This window comes from Frateuria sp. GZRe14 (genome assembly GCF_051900395.1).
GTDB classification, from domain to species: domain Bacteria; phylum Pseudomonadota; class Gammaproteobacteria; order Xanthomonadales; family Rhodanobacteraceae; genus Frateuria_A; species Frateuria_A edaphi.
Genome location: NZ_JBHZGJ010000001.1, coordinates 1443385 through 1458677, shown reverse-complemented (window position 1 = coordinate 1458677; position 15293 = coordinate 1443385). Strand labels below are relative to the sequence as shown.

Annotated in this window: 14 protein-coding genes and 1 pseudogene; 9 read left to right on the top strand and 6 right to left on the bottom strand. The window is 67.6% G+C overall.

Annotated elements, in window-relative coordinates:
- Window positions 1–220 precede the first annotated feature (220 nt).
- From ACFWZ1_RS06640 to ACFWZ1_RS06620, 5 genes are all read right to left on the bottom strand, one after another.
- Complete coding sequence (locus tag ACFWZ1_RS06640; protein ID WP_231324847.1) at window positions 221–598, bottom strand: response regulator; 378 nt, start codon at window positions 596–598, stop codon at window positions 221–223.
- Window positions 598–2085 (bottom strand): sensor histidine kinase, encoded by a 1488-nt coding sequence (locus tag ACFWZ1_RS06635; protein ID WP_439665841.1) that lies wholly within the window; start codon window positions 2083–2085, stop codon window positions 598–600. Before ACFWZ1_RS06635 ends, ACFWZ1_RS06640 begins: the two co-directional genes overlap by 1 nt.
- On the bottom strand, window positions 2082–2642 hold the full coding sequence (locus ACFWZ1_RS06630; RefSeq protein WP_439665840.1) for a YfiR family protein: 561 nt from the start codon (window positions 2640–2642) through the stop codon (window positions 2082–2084). Before ACFWZ1_RS06630 ends, ACFWZ1_RS06635 begins: the two co-directional genes overlap by 4 nt.
- A 104-nt stretch (window positions 2643–2746) precedes the next feature.
- Window positions 2747–4717 carry a TonB-dependent receptor plug domain-containing protein gene (locus ACFWZ1_RS06625; protein ID WP_439665839.1) on the bottom strand — a complete coding sequence of 657 codons (1971 nt, stop codon included), beginning with the start codon at window positions 4715–4717 and terminating at the stop codon, window positions 2747–2749.
- 357 nt (window positions 4718–5074) lie between these two features.
- Window positions 5075–6127: an NAD(P)-dependent alcohol dehydrogenase gene (locus tag ACFWZ1_RS06620; RefSeq protein ID WP_231324839.1), complete on the bottom strand. Its 1053-nt coding sequence runs from the start codon at window positions 6125–6127 to the stop codon at window positions 5075–5077.
- A gap of 366 nt (window positions 6128–6493) precedes the next feature.
- Between ACFWZ1_RS06620 and ACFWZ1_RS06615 the strand changes: the two genes are divergently transcribed.
- The 8 genes and pseudogenes from ACFWZ1_RS06615 to ACFWZ1_RS06580 all read left to right on the top strand — a co-directional run.
- A complete protein-coding gene (locus ACFWZ1_RS06615) occupies window positions 6494–6829 on the top strand; it encodes an ArsR/SmtB family transcription factor (RefSeq protein WP_439665838.1) in 336 nt (111 codons plus the stop codon).
- Between the two features lie 4 nt (window positions 6830–6833).
- Window positions 6834–7322 (top strand): ArsI/CadI family heavy metal resistance metalloenzyme, encoded by a 489-nt coding sequence (locus ACFWZ1_RS06610; protein WP_439665837.1) that lies wholly within the window; start codon window positions 6834–6836, stop codon window positions 7320–7322.
- Window positions 7323–7331: 9 nt separating this feature from the next.
- On the top strand, window positions 7332–7718 hold the full coding sequence (locus ACFWZ1_RS06605; RefSeq protein WP_231324833.1) for an arsenate reductase ArsC: 387 nt from the start codon (window positions 7332–7334) through the stop codon (window positions 7716–7718).
- Between the two features lie 2 nt (window positions 7719–7720).
- Window positions 7721–8380 carry an aquaporin gene (locus ACFWZ1_RS06600; RefSeq protein ID WP_439665836.1) on the top strand — a complete coding sequence of 220 codons (660 nt, stop codon included), beginning with the start codon at window positions 7721–7723 and terminating at the stop codon, window positions 8378–8380.
- Between the two features lie 467 nt (window positions 8381–8847).
- The gene (locus ACFWZ1_RS06595; RefSeq protein ID WP_439665835.1) at window positions 8848–9846 is read left to right on the top strand and encodes a sulfate ABC transporter substrate-binding protein; all 999 of its coding nucleotides are present in this window, start codon (window positions 8848–8850) and stop codon (window positions 9844–9846) included.
- 1 nt (window position 9847) lies between these two features.
- On the top strand, window positions 9848–10672 hold the full coding sequence (gene cysT / locus ACFWZ1_RS06590; protein WP_231324827.1) for a sulfate ABC transporter permease subunit CysT: 825 nt from the start codon (window positions 9848–9850) through the stop codon (window positions 10670–10672).
- Complete coding sequence (gene cysW / locus ACFWZ1_RS06585; RefSeq protein ID WP_439665834.1) at window positions 10669–11529, top strand: sulfate ABC transporter permease subunit CysW; 861 nt, start codon at window positions 10669–10671, stop codon at window positions 11527–11529. The genes cysT and cysW overlap by 4 nt, the downstream gene beginning before the upstream one ends.
- 171 nt (window positions 11530–11700) lie before the next feature.
- A pseudogene (locus ACFWZ1_RS06580) lies at window positions 11701–12747 on the top strand (sulfate/molybdate ABC transporter ATP-binding protein); the annotation flags it as partial.
- Between the two features lie 90 nt (window positions 12748–12837).
- Here the strand turns inward: ACFWZ1_RS06580 and ACFWZ1_RS06575 are convergent.
- Window positions 12838–13980 (bottom strand): OprO/OprP family phosphate-selective porin, encoded by a 1143-nt coding sequence (locus ACFWZ1_RS06575; RefSeq protein WP_439665833.1) that lies wholly within the window; start codon window positions 13978–13980, stop codon window positions 12838–12840.
- A gap of 237 nt (window positions 13981–14217) precedes the next feature.
- Here ACFWZ1_RS06575 and ACFWZ1_RS06570 point away from each other — a divergent pair, with 237 nt between their 5' ends.
- Window positions 14218–15132, top strand: coding sequence for a peptidylprolyl isomerase (locus tag ACFWZ1_RS06570; RefSeq protein WP_439665832.1), 915 nt, complete (start codon window positions 14218–14220; stop codon window positions 15130–15132).
- Window positions 15133–15293 lie beyond the last annotated feature (161 nt).

The window sequence follows — 15293 nt, the reverse complement described above, 5'->3', positions numbered from 1 at the left end:
TCCCCCTGCCCTTCCTGCCGGCAGGTGTCGCTGGACTTGCACCCGCCAACATGGTGGATCGGGAGTCAAGGACATGTAGGCCAGCGGTGAAGTGGCGGTGGGTTTCGAACACGCCGGTCCTACACACCGGTCTGCGCGACGTGGCCGTGCTGCTTGCCCGGTCTTACGCGCCGGCCCGGGCCATGATGGACTGACTCCGCGGACTTCCGCCGCGCCGCGCTCAGGCCTCCAGGGCGGCGTTCACCATCCCCGGCAGGGTTTCCAGCGAGAACGGCTTCTGCAGCACGCGATAGACCACCGACTGCAGCGTGGGCGGCAGCGGCGAAGGGGCGTAGCCGGTCATCAGGATGACTTTCAGGCCCGGTCGAAGGGTGCGCGCCGCTTCGGCGACCTGGTAGCCGTCGATGTCCGGGAGCTTGATGTCGCTCAGCAGCACGTCGATGCGCTGGTCCGACTTCAGGGCCTGCACACCGGTGGTGCCGTCGCTGGCCTCGAGCACGTTGAAGCCGGCGTCCTGCAGGCCTTCCATGACCAGTTCGCGCAGGAATGCTTCGTCTTCGACCAGCAGGATGTGGGTAGTGGTGTCGGCAGAAGGCATTACGCTTCCTCGGGGAGGGTTTCGCGGGGCGCGCGGGGAAGGATGATGTGGATCGTGGTGCCGCGACCGGGGCGGCTCTCGATGCTGGCGACGCCGTCGGATTGCTCGACGTAGCCCAGGATGGTGCTCAGGCCAAGTCCGGTGCCCTTGCCCACCGGCTTGGTGGTGAAGAACGGGTCGAACGCCTTGTTGCGCACGTCTTCGCTCATGCCCACGCCGCTGTCGACCACACGCAGGTGCACGTATTCACCTGCATCGAGCCCGGCCATCGGATGTTCGGCATCCACGCGCATGTCGTCGGTGCAGATGGAGATCTGCCCGCCGTCGGGCATCGCGTCGCGCGCGTTGATCACCAGGTTGAGGATGGCGTTCTCCATCTGGTTGGAATCGCACAGCACGGCCCACTGCGAATCGAGCCGGTAATCGATCATCCAGCTGGCGCCGACCGAATGGTCCAGCAACGGCTGGATGCTGCGGATCAGCGCATCCAGCCGCAGCGACTTGGGCGACAGCGGCTGGCGACGCGCGAAGGTGAGCAAGCGCTGGGTCAGGCTGGCGGCGCGGTCGATACCGTCCTGCGCCATGTCGAGATAGCGCTGGATCTGGCGATGGCGCGTCTGGCGCTCCTCGAACAGCTTGAGGTCCCGCGCCGGGATGGCCGGTGATTCCGCGCCGGCGGCGACACCGGCGCGCTCGAGCTGCAGCTCGCGCTCGGTTGTGGGGTCGTTCTGCTGCAGATGCTTGTTGAGCCGGGCCAGGCTGCCGCGGATGATCATCAGCAGGTTGTTGAAGTCGTGCGCGATGCCGCCGGAGAGCTGGCCGATGGCCTCCATTTTCTGGCTCTGCCGCAACGCTTCCTCGGTGCGCGCGCGATGTTCCATCTCGGCACTGAGTCGTTCGTTGGCCTTGGCCAGCTCGCGCGCGCGTCGCTGCAGCGCCGCATTGGCGCGCATGAGCACGCGGTGGGCGACCGCCAGCGCGGACAGCATCAGCACGGCCATGAGGGTCAGCAGCGCCACGCCGCTGTAGCGTGCCAGCTGCATGATCAGCGGTGTTTCGGCGGCACGCAGGTACACGCTGCCCACGGTGGTGGTGCCCTGCTGCGCGGGCACGGCCACCACCATGTGGTCGTGCGGCAGCCGCCCGCCGTTGGCCAGGCTGTCCGCAATCGGCTCGCTACCGGGACGCTGGAAACCGGCGACCTGGCGATGCGCCTCGTTGTAGACCGCTGCGGCGTCCAGACGTGGATCGAGCATCAGCGCATTGACGTATTCCTGCGCGGTGGCGCGATCGTTGAACGCGATCGCCGCGGTGACGCTGGCGGCCAGGATCTTGGCCTGTACGGTGAGCTGGCGGCGATGCTCCGTGTGCGCGGAGTGGTACTGGTAACCCGCCGCGAGCGCGCCGGCGAACAGCAGCAAGCCCGCGGCGACCAGCGACATCACCGGCCTGAACGCGAAAGGCTGGCCGATGACCCGCCTTTTCACGACGCCTCCCTCACTGCCAGGGCGAGGTTGAGCAGCTTGGAGCTGATGGTGATGTGGTTGCGCGCGGCCGCACCGGTGTCGATGACGAACCGCACCCGGCCGCGGTCGATGACGAAGTGGACGATGCCGCCGCCCTGGTGCGGCTCGGTCGAGTCGACCACGGTAAGCACCGGTTTGCCGCTGACGGCATCGAGCGCCTGCTGGATGCTTTGCGTCGAGAGGTGGCTGATGAACACGATCTGGCATTGCGTGTCAGACGTGAGCGTTTCGAGCCGGCGGACCTCGAACGGGTGCGTACCCAGGCTGCGCCCGGCGACGGCGTGCTGAAGATAGTCGTCGAACGGGTCTTCGCCGGCCACGCAGATGCGGAAGGGTTGGTCCGCCGCCTCGAACGTGGTGGGCGGCCAGTTGACGAACGGCGCCAGCTTGTAGAGATAGGTCGCCTTGACCGCGTACTCGAGCGAGACGTCCGGCTGCGCGCCCGCGCCGGGCTGCGGCGAGGCCTCGCAGGTCGCGCACGCCAGCAGGACCGCAAGCAGGCAGGCAGGCGCGCGCATTCGCACGCCACCGAGACGGGCGAGCAGTCCCGCCGTGCGGGCGCGCGGGGAACCGGACGGGCTATGGCGGGTGCGAATCGGCATCTCCTGGGCGCCCGGCAACGTCAGAAGTTAAGGCGTGCGTCGAGCGACACGCCGCGACCGATGCGATCGCCAGCGGGATACTCCTGGTGCCACGCATGCAACAGGTTCGAGCCGGAGAGCGAAAGCTCGAGCTTGTCGTTCACGAGCCAGCCAATCCGCAGGTCCAGTTCCATGTAACCGGGCACCTTCGGATCGGGCAAGGCATCGACGCCGCGCAGGTCGGCGTAAAGCGTCCAGCTGTCGGAGAGGTTCATCATGGAGCGGAGGAAACCCTGGTACTCGGGATCGTCGCCCGCCTGCGCCACGCCAAGCAAGCCGCTGGCGCCCGGCTTGAAGCCCAGATGCTGGCGCTGCGCATCGAAGCCGGCTCCCAGCTGCCACCAGTCGCTGATCGCGTAGCTGCCCCAGGCCTCCACGCCGTAGGTGTGGCCTTTCATGCCGTTGCCCCAGATCAGCGGCAATCCCGTGGGCGAGAGTTCGATCGTCCTGAGGTCGTCGTAGACGTTGTAGTACAGCGACACCGAAAGGGTCGCGCGGGTAGCGACCTGCCCGCGCCAGCCCGCTTCATACGCGGTGAGCTTCTCGCGCTTGAACACCGGGTTGCCGGTCAGGAACAGGACCGGGCCCAGCTTTTCCCTGACATCCACGTCGAACGGCGTCGGCGTGCGCACCGCGCGCGAGGCTCCGGCCCACAGCAGCGTGTTCTGGCCGGGCGTCCACGAAAGCCTGAGGTTGGGCAGCACCGACACGCCCGAATACGGGTCGTCCTCGGCCTTGAGGCCCAACGTAAGCTGGGTGTCGGGAGTGAGCGTCACCTGGTCCTGAACGAAAGCGTTGGCCAGGTTCTGCGTGTTGCGCGCCGGATCCCACAGCAGCGAACTGGCCACGGCGATGCGCGGCGTGATGTCGTAGCGGTAGATCCGGTCGCCCAGGCCCCACAGCAACTGGTGGCGCTTGCCCACGGCAAGACCGTGCTGGATCTCCACGTCCAGCGTATCCAGCGCAAAGCCGCTGCCACCGTCGTTGCTGCTGCGGCGATGCACGTGGTCGTAATAGGTCTGCAGCTGGAAGCTCGAGGTGCCGCTGATGGTGTGTTGCCAGCGCGCCAGCACGTCGGCCTCGGTGCTGCGCGCGTCCGACCCGCCGGGCTGGTCGGTGCGGCCGTCGTGCAGGTCACCCTGCAGCATCAAGGCATCGTCGGGGCTGCCTTGCCAGTCCACGCGGAAGCCGACCTGGGGATTGTTCCAGCCGTTGCGTGCCGGCCGGCCCGAGGCGTTGTCCAGTTCGCGGCGGCGCACGTCGCGGGCATAGACGCGGTAGTGCGCATCCTTGCCCAGGGCGCCGCCGTACTGGACGGCCGCGCTGCTCTCCAGGTTGCCCACGCGCACGGCGAGCAGGCCGCCGTCGGCCTCGCTGGTATTGCGCGTGATGATGTTGATCACACCGTTGACCGCGTTGGCGCCCCACAAGGCGCCACCCGGGCCGCTGATGACTTCGATGCGTTCGATGTTCTCCGGGAGCACGAACTGGTCATCCCAGTACATGCCCGAGAAGATCGGCGAGTACACGCTGCGCCCGTCGATAAGCACCAGCAGCTTGTTCGGGAAATTCTGCGCGGTGTTGTTGCCGCTGAAGCCGCGAGCGGTGACGACGTAGTTGCTCGGGCTGGTCTGGAACACTTCCAGGTTGGGCGCCAGCCGCAGGATGTCGGGCACGCTCCTGGCGCCCGATCGCATGATGTCGTCGTGGCTGATCACGTAGACCGCCGCGGGCGCCTTGGCCAGCGGCTCGGGGGCCTTGGCCACCGAGGAGATGACTACCCTGCCCAAATCCTCCAGCGTGAGGTCGCTCAGGTCGGTCGGCAGCGCCACGGCGCAGGCCGCGCGCGTCGACAAGGCCAGCAGGGTCATCGCAATGGCGCCACGCGCGAGCGCACGCTTTCCCGTGCTTTCGCGCGCGCTTCCGTGCGGATCGAATTCCGGGCGGCGCATCGGGGACATCCTTACAAGACAGTTGTGCAACGGCATCATTGTTCTTGATGAGCCCAACGGCAGGAACGGCATCCGGGAGTGGATCGGCCCGCGTCGAGCTCGGTTTGCTGCCGGACAGTGTAACGGCAATGGAAAAGGCGCACCGTGTCGCCGTGCATGGATGCGGCTATCCGTTCCCGGATCACGCCACGCGACCACCGGCAGGTGCATGCACGAACCGGCGTATCGAGCGCCGATGTGGAAGCAACCGTGGCATTGATATCGCCGATACGCGCGCAGCCGGGCTGCGGCTGCGCGTCCACGAGCGCATGACGAACTCCGGGGCCGTCCGCACGCGGGCGACGGCCGCGTCCGCGCCTACGCGCCCAGCGAAGCGTTGTCGATCACGAAGCGGTACTTCACGTCGCTACGCTGCATGCGGTCGTAGGCCTCGTTGATCTGCCGCGCGGGGATCATCTCGATGTCGGCCACGATGCCGTGTTCGGCACAGAAGTCGAGCATCTCCTGCGTCTCGGCGATGCCGCCGATCAGCGAGCCGGCGATCGAGCGACGCCCGAAGATAAGCGTTCCCACGCTCGGGCTCGGATGCGCGTGCTCGGGCACGCCCACCAGGCACAGCGTGCCGTCGCGCTTGAGCAGCCGCGTGTAGGCGTCCAGGTCGTGGCTGGCCGCCACGGTGTTGAGGATGAAGTCGAAGCTTCCCGCATGCTTGGCCATGTCGTCCGGATTCTTCGAGATCACCACCTCGTCGGCGCCCAGGTCCAGCGCGTCCTGCCGCTTGGATTCGGACGTGGTGAAGGCGACCGTGTGCGCGCCCATCGCGTGGGCCAGCTTGATGCCCATGTGGCCCAGCCCACCGATGCCGACGACGCCCACCTTCTTGCCGGGACCGGCACCCCAGTGGCGCAGCGGCGAATAGGTGGTGATGCCCGCGCACAGCAGTGGCGCGACGGCGGCGAGCTGGTCTTCCGGATGGTGGATCTTCAGCACGAAGCGGTCACTGACCACGATCCGCTGCGAGTAGCCGCCCAACGTATGGCCGGGCGCGTCCGGCGTCTTGCCGTTGTAGGTGCCGGTGAAACCGTTCTCGCAGAACTGCTCCAGCCCCTCGCCGCAGGAAGCGCAGTGCTGGCAGCTGTCGACCAGGCAGCCGACGCCGACGGTGTCGCCGACCTTGAAGCCGGTCACTTCGCTCCCGACGGCGCTGACGTGGCCGACGATCTCGTGTCCCGGCACGCAGGGGTACAAGGTGCCGGCCCACTCCGAGCGCACCGTATGCAGGTCCGAATGGCACACGCCGCAGTAGGCGATGTCGATCTGCACGTCGTGCGGCCCGGGCTGGCGGCGCTCGATGTCGATCGCTTCGAGCGGCTTGTCGCTGGCATGGGCGCCGTAGGCTTTGGTCTTCATGGATCGTTCCTGTGCAGTGGATGTATGGCAGACAGGGGACGGTAGCAAAGCCGCCTTAGCGCTTGCCAACCGGAGGCGCCGCCTTCCAGTGGAGTTGCCGGCGGCGTGTCATCGATCGGCGCCAGGCATGGTCACGAATCGGTTCCGGGGAGCGTGGCATGGCTGGCGGAACCGTAACGATCTACTCGCCTTGGTATCGGCGGCACGTGAGCGCGGGTCACGCGCAAGGCTGCGCGCAGCGTCTTCCTGTTCCGCCGGGGAAAACGGCGGTCGCCCGGGTTGTCGAGACCGCCGCGCTATCGAAGCGTACGTTGGGGCATCGCCTGCCGCTTGACGGCCGGCTTAAATTTCCATATTTTTGGAAATATGGAAATCAAAGCCGCCCTCGCCTCCCTCAGCGCCCTCGGCCACGAATCGCGACTGGCCGCCTTCCGCCGGCTCGTCCAGGCCGGGCCCGAAGGGCTGTCCGTGGGCGAACTGCGCGAGCACCTGGAGCTGCCACCGGCGACGCTCAGCGCGCACCTCAACGTGTTGCGCGCGGCCGGACTGGTGCGCGACCAGCGCGAGGGCCGGGTGATCCGGGTGCGCGCCGACTACACGCAGATGGATGCGCTGCTCGCCTATCTCACCGAAAACTGCTGCGCCGGATCCGCTGCATGCGGTCCGACGCAGGCCTGCAAGCCACGCCGCAAGGGAACCTGACGCCATGAACCGCTTCCACGTGCATTTGAACGTCGCCGACCTGGCGACCAGCATCCGCTTCTACACCGCGCTGTTCGGCGCCGAGCCGACGGTGCGCAAGGACGACTACGCCAAATGGATGGTCGAGGACCCGCGCGTCAACTTCGCCATCTCCAGCACCGGCCGCGAAACGGGCATCGATCACCTGGGCATCCAGGCCGACAGCGGCGAGGCACTGGCGGCGCTCGGCGAGCGACTGGACGCGGCCGGCGGCGCGCTCGTGCCGGAGGAGGCGACCGTCTGCTGCTACGCCCGCTCGGACAAGCTGTGGACCGAAGACCCGCAAGGCACGCGCTGGGAAACCTTCCACACGCTGGGCGAGGCGACCACCTACTACGCCGGCGAGGCGCCCTGCGCGACCGATGGCGCCAGCTGCAGCCCCGACCCTCGGGCGATGAAACCGAAGGTTGCCAAGGGCGCATCCTGCTGCGCCCCGGACTCGGGCTGCTGCTGAGCGAAATCCATGAAAAAACGCGTCCTGTTCGTCTGCGTGGAAAACGCCAACCGCAGCCAGATGGCCGAGGCCTTCGCACGCCTGCACGGCGGCGACGCCGTGGAGGCCTGCAGCGCCGGGTCCGCGCCTTCCGGGCGCCTCAATCCGCGTGCGGTGCAGTTCATGGCGGAACTGGGCTACGACCTCACCACCCACGCTTCCAAGTCGCTGGACGCCATCGAGGGCGGCTTCGATGCGGTGGTCACCATGGGCTGCGGCGACCGCTGCCCCTGGGTGCCGGCGCGGCGGCGCGAAGACTGGAACCTGCCCGACCCGAAGGACCTGGACGACGCGGGCTATCGCGCGGTGCGCGAGGAGATTTCCTCGCGCGTGCAAACGCTTCTGGCCTCGCTCTGACCATGCTGGGACGCAAGTTATTGGCCGAGTTCATCGGCACCGCCCTGCTGCTCGCCACCGTGGTCGGCTCGGGAATCATGGGCGTGATGCTTTCGCCGGGGAACACCGGCGTGGCGTTGCTCGCCAACGCGGGTGCAACAGCGGCGGCGCTTTACGTGCTGATCGTGCTGTTCGGGCCGATCTCCGGCGCGCACTTCAATCCCGTGGTGACGCTTGCCATGTGGCTGCGCCGCGAATTGCCCACCCGCGAAGCGCTGGCTTACGTGCTGGTGCAACTGGTCGCGGCGATCGCCGGCGTGCTGCTGGCGCACGCCATGTTCGACCTGCCATTGCTGCAGCCGGGCACGCACGTGCGCAGCGGCGCGGCGCAATGGCTGAGCGAGGGCGTGGCGGCGTTCGGCCTGCTGCTTGCCATCCTGCTCGGACTGCGGCATCGGCCTGCCGCCGTGCCGGCGCTGGTCGCCAGCTACATCTTCGCCGCGTACTGGTTCACCGCGAGCACCTCGTTCGCGAACCCGGCCGTCACCCTCGCGCGATCTCTGACGCGAACCTTCGCAGGCATCCGCCCCATCGATGTCTGCGGGTTCGTGCTGGCGCAGATGGCCGGTGCGTTCGCTGCCGTGCTTGTCGTGGCAAGGCTGGACGCCGGCGGGGGCGATTGAGACCAAGCTCCGGAGGCTCCTTTCGTGCCTCCCTTCCCTTCGCGCTCGGCCGGAAAATCCCGCGTTTGTTATTGAAAAGTGGACGGAATTTTCTACGCGAAATGCCACGAATGCCTAGCGGATGCTTAACGGGAGCTGTGTTGCAGTTCGCCTCGAGTACGCCGATCCCCGAGGTGGAAACCATGCACGACGCACTCGACATCCACACCGCTCCCCAGCGCCGGTCCGACTCCCCCGCCGCTGCACGGGCCCGTCGTCCAGGCGCTCGCCGGCGCTTCCAGCGGGAAGCGTTCGATGACTGGGACAGCTCCCGCCATCGCGGCTTTGCGCCGGCCTGATCCGGCGTAACCGCTCCCGAGGGAAAACAACCCGTCACGCCAGCCTGCGGCCCGCCGCAGGAATGGGTGTCTGCGCACGCGGCGAGGACACCGCGTGCATCCATAGCTGTCGTTCGCCAGGGAGACTCCATGAAGAAGCTGATTGCGATCTGCGCCGTGCTCGGCGCATTGGCCGCGGGCACCGTCGCGGCGAAGACTGTGACGATGCTCAACGCATCCTACGACCCCACACGCGAGCTCTACCGTGATGCCAACGCCGCCTTTGCCGCGCAGTGGAAAGCGCAGCACGGCGACAACGTGACCATCCGCATGTCCCACGGCGGGTCGGGCAAGCAGGCGCGGGCCGTGGTCGACGGATTGCCGGCGGACGTGGTGACGCTGGCATTGGCCCACGACGTCGACGTGCTGGCCGACCGCGGCCTGATTCCCGCGAACTGGCAGCAGCGCTTGCCGGACAACAGCGCGCCCTACACCTCGACCATCGTGTTCCTGGTGCGCAAGGGCAACCCGAAGAAGATCCGCGACTGGTCCGACCTCATCCGTCCGGGCGTGCAGGTCATTACGCCCAATCCCAAGACCTCCGGGGGCGCGCGCTGGAATTTCCTGGCCGCCTGGGGCTATGCCTTGAAGCACCCCGGCGGCAACGAGGCCAAGGCCAAGGCCTTCGTGCACGAGTTGTTCAAGCACGTGCCGGTGCTGGACACCGGCGCGCGCGGCGCCACCAACACCTTCGTCCAGCGCGGCATCGGCGACGTGCTGCTGGCGTGGGAGAACGAGGCCATGCTGGCCAAGCAGGAGATGGGCGGAGCCGACGTGGAGATCGTGGTGCCGTCCGTAAGCATCCTGGCCGAGCCCACAGTAGCCGTGGTCGACCGCAACGTGGACAAGCACGGCACGCGCGCGGTGGCCGAGGCCTACCTCAAATTCCTGTATTCGCCGCAGGGCCAGGCCATCGCCGCGAAGCACTATTACCGCCCGCGCTCGCCGCAGGTGATGGCGCAATTCGCGCGGCAGTTCCCGAAGGTGCAGCTGTTCACGCTGAAGGACACGTTTGGCGACTGGCGCCAGGCGCACGCGAAGTTCTTCGCCGACGGCGCGATCTTCGACCAGATCGGTCCGGGGAGCTGACATGAAACGGCGCATCCTTCCCGGCTTCAACCTGAGCCTTGGCTATTCGCTCACCTATCTCGGCCTGATCGTGCTGCTGCCGCTGGCGGCGCTGGCCTGGAAGGCCTCCGGACTGGGACTGGGCGGCCTGATCGAGCTGCTGCGGGTGCCGCGCACGCTGTCCGCGCTCAAGCTCAGCTTCGGCGGCGCCACGCTGGCGGCGGCGATCAACGTGGTGGTCGGCCTGCTGGTCGCATGGGTGCTGGTGCGCTACCGCTTCCCGGGCCGGCGCCTTTTCGACGCGGTGGTCGACCTGCCCTTCGCTCTCCCCACGGCGGTGGCGGGCATCGCACTGACCGCGCTGTACGCGCCCAACGGCTGGATCGGACAGTGGCTGGCGGCGATCGGCATCAAGGTCGCCTACACGCCGTGGGGCGTGCTGGTGGCGATGGTGTTCGTCGGGTTCCCGTTCGTGGTGCGCACGCTGCAGCCGGTGCTGGAGACGCTCGAGCACGACGTCGAGGAGGCGGCCGAGACGCTGGGCGCGCGGCGCTGGCAGATCTTCGTCAAGGTGATCCTGCCGATGCTGGTGCCCACGTTGCTGACAGGCTTCGCGCTGGCGCTGGCCCGTGCGGTGGGCGAGTACGGCTCGGTGATCTTCATCGCCGGCAACATTCCGATGAAGTCGGAGATCGCGCCCCTGTTGATCGTGCAGAGTCTCGAACAGTTCGACTACGCCGGGGCGGCGGCGCTGGGCGTGGCGATGCTGGCATTTTCCTTCGTGCTGCTGCTGGTGATCACGCTGCTGCAGCGCTGGAGCCATCGCTGGGCGGAGGTCACGCCATGAGCCGGCGGCATTCGCGTTCCTTCGGGTGGCCGCGGCTGCTCGGGCGGGCCCTGCTCACGCTCGCCGCGGTGGCGTTCCTGATCGTGTTCCTGCTGCTGCCCCTGACGGCAGTGTTTGTCGAGGCGTTCCGCCAGGGGGCTGGCGCCTACTTCGATGCCATCCGCCAGGACGAAGCACGTTCGGCGATCTGGCTGACCGTGCTGGTGGCCGCGATCGCGGTACCGGTGAACCTGGTGTTCGGCATCGCCGCGGCATGGGTGATGGCGCGCTTCGAGTTTCCCGGCAAGGCGCTGCTCGGCGCTTTCATCGACCTGCCCTTCTCGGTCTCCCCGGTGATCTCCGGCCTGGTCTACGTACTGTTGTTCGGTGCGCAAGGCTGGTTCGGACCATGGCTGGAGGCGCATGGCGTGAGCATCATCTTCGCCGTGCCCGGACTGGTGCTGGCCACGATGTTCATCACCTTGCCATTCGTGGCGCGCGAGCTGATCCCGCTGATGCAGGCGCAGGGCAACGAGGAGGAGGAAGCTGCCCGGGTGCTGGGGGCCAACGGCTGGCAGATGTTCTTCCGCGTGACGCTGCCGAACATCCGCTGGGCACTGCTCTATGGCGTGCTGCTGTGCAATGCACGCGCGATGGGCGAATTCGGCGCGGTGTCGGTGGTGTCCGGGCACATTCGCGGCCTCACCACCACGATCCCGCTCGAAGTGGAGATGCGCTACAACGAGTACGACTACGTTGGCGCCTTCGCCGTGGCCTCGCTGCTGGCGTTGCTGGCGTTGCTGACGCTGGCGATCAAGACGGTGCTGGAGTGGCGCTACGGCGACGAGATCGCTTCGCATGCGCCCGGTGGGCGGTGATGTCATGACCCTTCGCACGTTTGCAGATGGCGGTCTCACACAGGTGCGCTCCTACGCACGCCGTTATGCGAGCGCCCTTGGGCGCGAGCGCAGGCTCGCCGGTCACACCCGCGGGCGCTCCTGCGGGAAACCCCGCGACGCCTGCCATACGACCTTTCCCGGAGACGACGCATGACCCTCGAACTGACCCGCCTCAACCGCCGCTTCTCCGATTACCCGGCGCTCAATGACGTCAGCCTGTCCATCGCGCCGGGCGAGTTCCTGGCACTGCTCGGTCCTTCGGGATCGGGCAAGACGACGCTGCTGCGCATCCTTGCCGGGCTGGACTATCCGGAAAGCGGACAGGTGACTTTCAATGGCAAGGACTATCTGGCCGCCGCGCCACGCGACCGCAACGTCGGGCTGGTGTTCCAGCACTACGCGTTGTTCCGCCACCTGACCGTGGCCGAGAACGTGGCCTTCGGCCTGCGCGTGCGGTCGCGGCGCACGCGCCCGAAGCGCCACGAAATCGACGCGCGCGTCGAGCAGTTGCTCAAGCGCGTGCAGCTGGACGGTTTCGGCCAGCGCTTCCCCTCGCAACTGTCCGGTGGCCAGCGCCAGCGCGTGGCACTCGCCCGCGCACTGGCCGTGGAACCTGACCTGCTGCTGCTCGACGAACCGTTCGGCGCGCTGGATGCCCAGGTCCGGGTGACCCTGCGCCGCTGGCTGCGCCGGCTGCACGAGGAGCTTGGCCTGACCACGGTGTTCGTCACGCACGACCAGGAGGAAGCGCTCGAGCTGGCCGATCGCATCGCGGTGATGAATCGCGGGCGCATCGAGCAGGTCGGCACGCCCCGGGAGATCTACCAGCAACCGGCCACGCCATTCGTCTGCGAGTTCATCGGCAAGGTCAACCGGTTGACCTTGCGACGCGAGGGCGAGCGCTTCCTCGCTGGAGGCTGGATCTTCGCCGACGAGCCGTGGGCCGGCGAGCATGCGCAGGCGATTGCCTACGTGCGACCGGAACACCTGACCCTGTCGACCACGCCGATGGCCGGCGCGTGGCGCGCGCGCCTGCGCCACGTCTACCTTGCCGGCAGCGTGGCGCACCTGGACCTGGAAGTGGCCGCGCTGGACCAGCCGCTGGAAGCCGACGTCGCCAGCGAAGACCTGGCGCGGATGGGCCTGCACGCGGGCGCGGAGCTGTTCGTCTCGCCCAGCCATGCGGTGATCTTCCCGCTCGACCGCGAGGACAAACCGGTCGCCGAAGACCGCTGGCTTTGGCGGGCCGGCGTCGTGAATCCGCCGGTCCGCCTGCCGATCAAGCGTTCAGAAGTTGAGCTGGGCGCGCATCGCGTAGATGGTGGGGTCCAGCGGTAGGTTGCCGCGGTCGCTGAACGCGCGGATGACGTTGGCCTGCAGCTTGAAGTGGGTGTTGATGTACCAGTTCAGTCCCAGCGTCCAGTCGTGTTCGCGCCCGCCCGTCACCGCGCCGTCGTCGAGGTCCAGCGTGGCGTAGCGCAGCGCCAGTTCCAGCGCGCCCCAGGGATGGGCCGGCGTGAGACCGGCGATCGAGCCCGCCTTGTAGCCGCGCGATTCGCCGGTCAGCGCCCAGGTCCCGTACACGTAGTAGCCGCGGGCCTGGAAGTCACGCAGGCCGGGGCGGATCGCCTGCATCGCCAGGTACTCGCCCTGCAGCAGCACCGGACCGTGGATCCAGGCCGCTTCCAGGCCCTGCCTGTCGAGTCGGTCGACGCCCTCGAGCGTGCCGGTATCGACGAGGCGGACCGGCGTGAGGTTTACCTCCGGGCGCGCGCGGATGCGGCCGGTGCGGTCGTCGCGCAGTTCGCGCGAGGCGGACAGGCCCAGGTGCACGACCTCGCCCTGTTCCTGCACCGGGTTGTAGACGACGCGTCCGGCGAAGGTTTCGCCGGCGGCATCGTCGTTGAGATCGTGGCGGGTAAAGAACCCCGCCTGCAGCAGCCAGTGCGGGATGCCCTGATACACCCAGTCGAGGCCGACACGACGTCCCTCGTAGACCGCCTGCTCGGGCAGGCTGCGCTCCATGAAGGTCACGTTGCCGGTAGCGATGTTGCCGTCCTCCCAACCCACCGGCGTCTTGAACTGGCCGAGGCGGAAGCGACCGGCACTCGTTTCCACGCCGATGTAATTGTCGACCCAGCTGTTGGCCTGGAAGTCATAGCCGGCGTTGGCCGTAAAGACGCCCTTTTTCTCGATGTAGAGATTGAATTCCTGCCGGCGCCAGGTGTGCGCGTCGTCGAACCGGTCGGTCCCGTCGGGCAGGCGGTCGTCGGTGAACTGGTTGACGTCGTACTGCAGGAGACCCTTGAGGCCGGCGCTGACGCCGTTGCCCAGTTCCACGCTGGTGGGCCACTGGTCCGAATCGCCCGCAAGCGCGGGCTGGGCCAGTCCGCAGGCCAGGACGGCCGCCGCCAGGATATGTAGACGCATGATCGCTCCCATCGAAAGAAAGCCCCTGGACGCAGGAATAACAGGGCGCTGGTTAGCCGGTAATCCACTGGGCGTTCGCCATCGGTAATGCATGCGATTGACGAAAGCGAAACAGGCGCCGGAACAGTCGCGCATTGTCCCACGCATCCGCCGGATCGCGTACACCCGACGCCCCGCACATCCGGCGCGGACGCTATAAGCTTCGAACCTCATCCATGCCTGCAGGGGACCATAAGCATGCGCCGTACGCTTCTCGCCTTTACGCTCGCCAGCCTCCTCGCCCTGCCCGCCCTGGCCGACGAAGCCAAGCCCACGCCCACCGCGAAGGAACTGCTGGCGCAGTCCCGGCCGCAGGAGTGGCGCACGCCCGATCCCTCCAACCTGATCGACATGGAGCTGCCCGGCGGCCACGTGCTGATCGAGCTGGCGCCGGACTTCACCCCGCTGCACGCGGCCAACATCCGCACGATGGTGCACGAGCACTACTTCGACGGGCTGGCGATCGTGCGCGTGCAGGACAACTTCGTCACCCAGTGGGACGACCCGGCGGCGGACGACGAGGACAAGGCACACATCAAGCCGCTGGGCACGGCGAAGAAGACGCTGCCGCCGGAATTCACCCGCGCGATGGATGCGAAGCTCGAGTGGACGCCGCTGCCCGACGGCGACGTCTACGCGCCGCAGGTGGGTTTCTCCGAAGGCTTCCCCGTGGCGCGTGATCCGGTTGCGGGGCGCGAATGGATCGCGCATTGCTACGGGACGGTCGGCGTCGCCCGCGACGTCGGTCCCGAGACGGGCAACGGCAGCGCGCTCTACGCCATCATCGGCCAGGCCCCGCGCGGGCTGGATCGCAATCTCGCGGTCGCCGGACGCGTGATCGAGGGCATGGAACTGCTCTCGGCCATGCCCCGGGGGCCGGCGCCGATGGGGTTCTATACGGACAAGTCGCAGCGCGTGAAGATCCAGTCCATGCGCCTGGCGGCCGACATGTCCAGGGCCGAGCGACCGAAGATCGAAGTGCTGCGGACCGACAGCCCCACGTTCGCGAAACTGATCGAGGCCAAGCGGAACCGGCGCGATGCGTTCTACACGGTGCCGGCGGGGAAGATCGACCTGTGCAGCATCGGCATCCCTTCGCGCGAGGCGAAGTAGTACGCGTCGGGTGAGCGAGCCTCGGGCGCGCACGCACCACGCTCCGCCCGAATCCTCATCCGGGTATCGACATCCTTTCCCTCCGGCGTGGGGGTTCGGGGATATCCGCAACCCGCCTCCCCGCGCGCCATCCACCTACAATTGCGCGCCTCCCCCACTGC

Excerpts from the sequence above, each read along its gene's own strand:
- ACFWZ1_RS06620 (WP_231324839.1), bottom strand. The coding sequence starts at position 6,127 with ATGAAGACCAAAGCCTACGGCGCCCATGCCAGCGACAAGCCGCTCGAA.
- ACFWZ1_RS06610 (WP_439665837.1), top strand. The coding sequence starts at position 6,834 with ATGAACCGCTTCCACGTGCATTTGAACGTCGCCGACCTGGCGACCAGC.
- ACFWZ1_RS06595 (WP_439665835.1), top strand. The coding sequence starts at position 8,848 with ATGAAGAAGCTGATTGCGATCTGCGCCGTGCTCGGCGCATTGGCCGCG.
- cysT (WP_231324827.1), top strand. The coding sequence starts at position 9,848 with ATGAAACGGCGCATCCTTCCCGGCTTCAACCTGAGCCTTGGCTATTCG.
- ACFWZ1_RS06605 (WP_231324833.1), top strand. The coding sequence starts at position 7,332 with ATGAAAAAACGCGTCCTGTTCGTCTGCGTGGAAAACGCCAACCGCAGC.
- ACFWZ1_RS06640 (WP_231324847.1), bottom strand. The coding sequence starts at position 598 with ATGCCTTCTGCCGACACCACTACCCACATCCTGCTGGTCGAAGACGAA.
- ACFWZ1_RS06625 (WP_439665839.1), bottom strand. The coding sequence starts at position 4,717 with ATGCGCCGCCCGGAATTCGATCCGCACGGAAGCGCGCGCGAAAGCACG.
- ACFWZ1_RS06615 (WP_439665838.1), top strand. The coding sequence starts at position 6,494 with ATGGAAATCAAAGCCGCCCTCGCCTCCCTCAGCGCCCTCGGCCACGAA.
- ACFWZ1_RS06575 (WP_439665833.1), bottom strand. The coding sequence starts at position 13,980 with ATGCGTCTACATATCCTGGCGGCGGCCGTCCTGGCCTGCGGACTGGCC.
- ACFWZ1_RS06630 (WP_439665840.1), bottom strand. The coding sequence starts at position 2,642 with ATGCGCGCGCCTGCCTGCCTGCTTGCGGTCCTGCTGGCGTGCGCGACC.
- cysW (WP_439665834.1), top strand. The coding sequence starts at position 10,669 with ATGAGCCGGCGGCATTCGCGTTCCTTCGGGTGGCCGCGGCTGCTCGGG.
- ACFWZ1_RS06600 (WP_439665836.1), top strand. The coding sequence starts at position 7,721 with ATGCTGGGACGCAAGTTATTGGCCGAGTTCATCGGCACCGCCCTGCTG.
- ACFWZ1_RS06570 (WP_439665832.1), top strand. The coding sequence starts at position 14,218 with ATGCGCCGTACGCTTCTCGCCTTTACGCTCGCCAGCCTCCTCGCCCTG.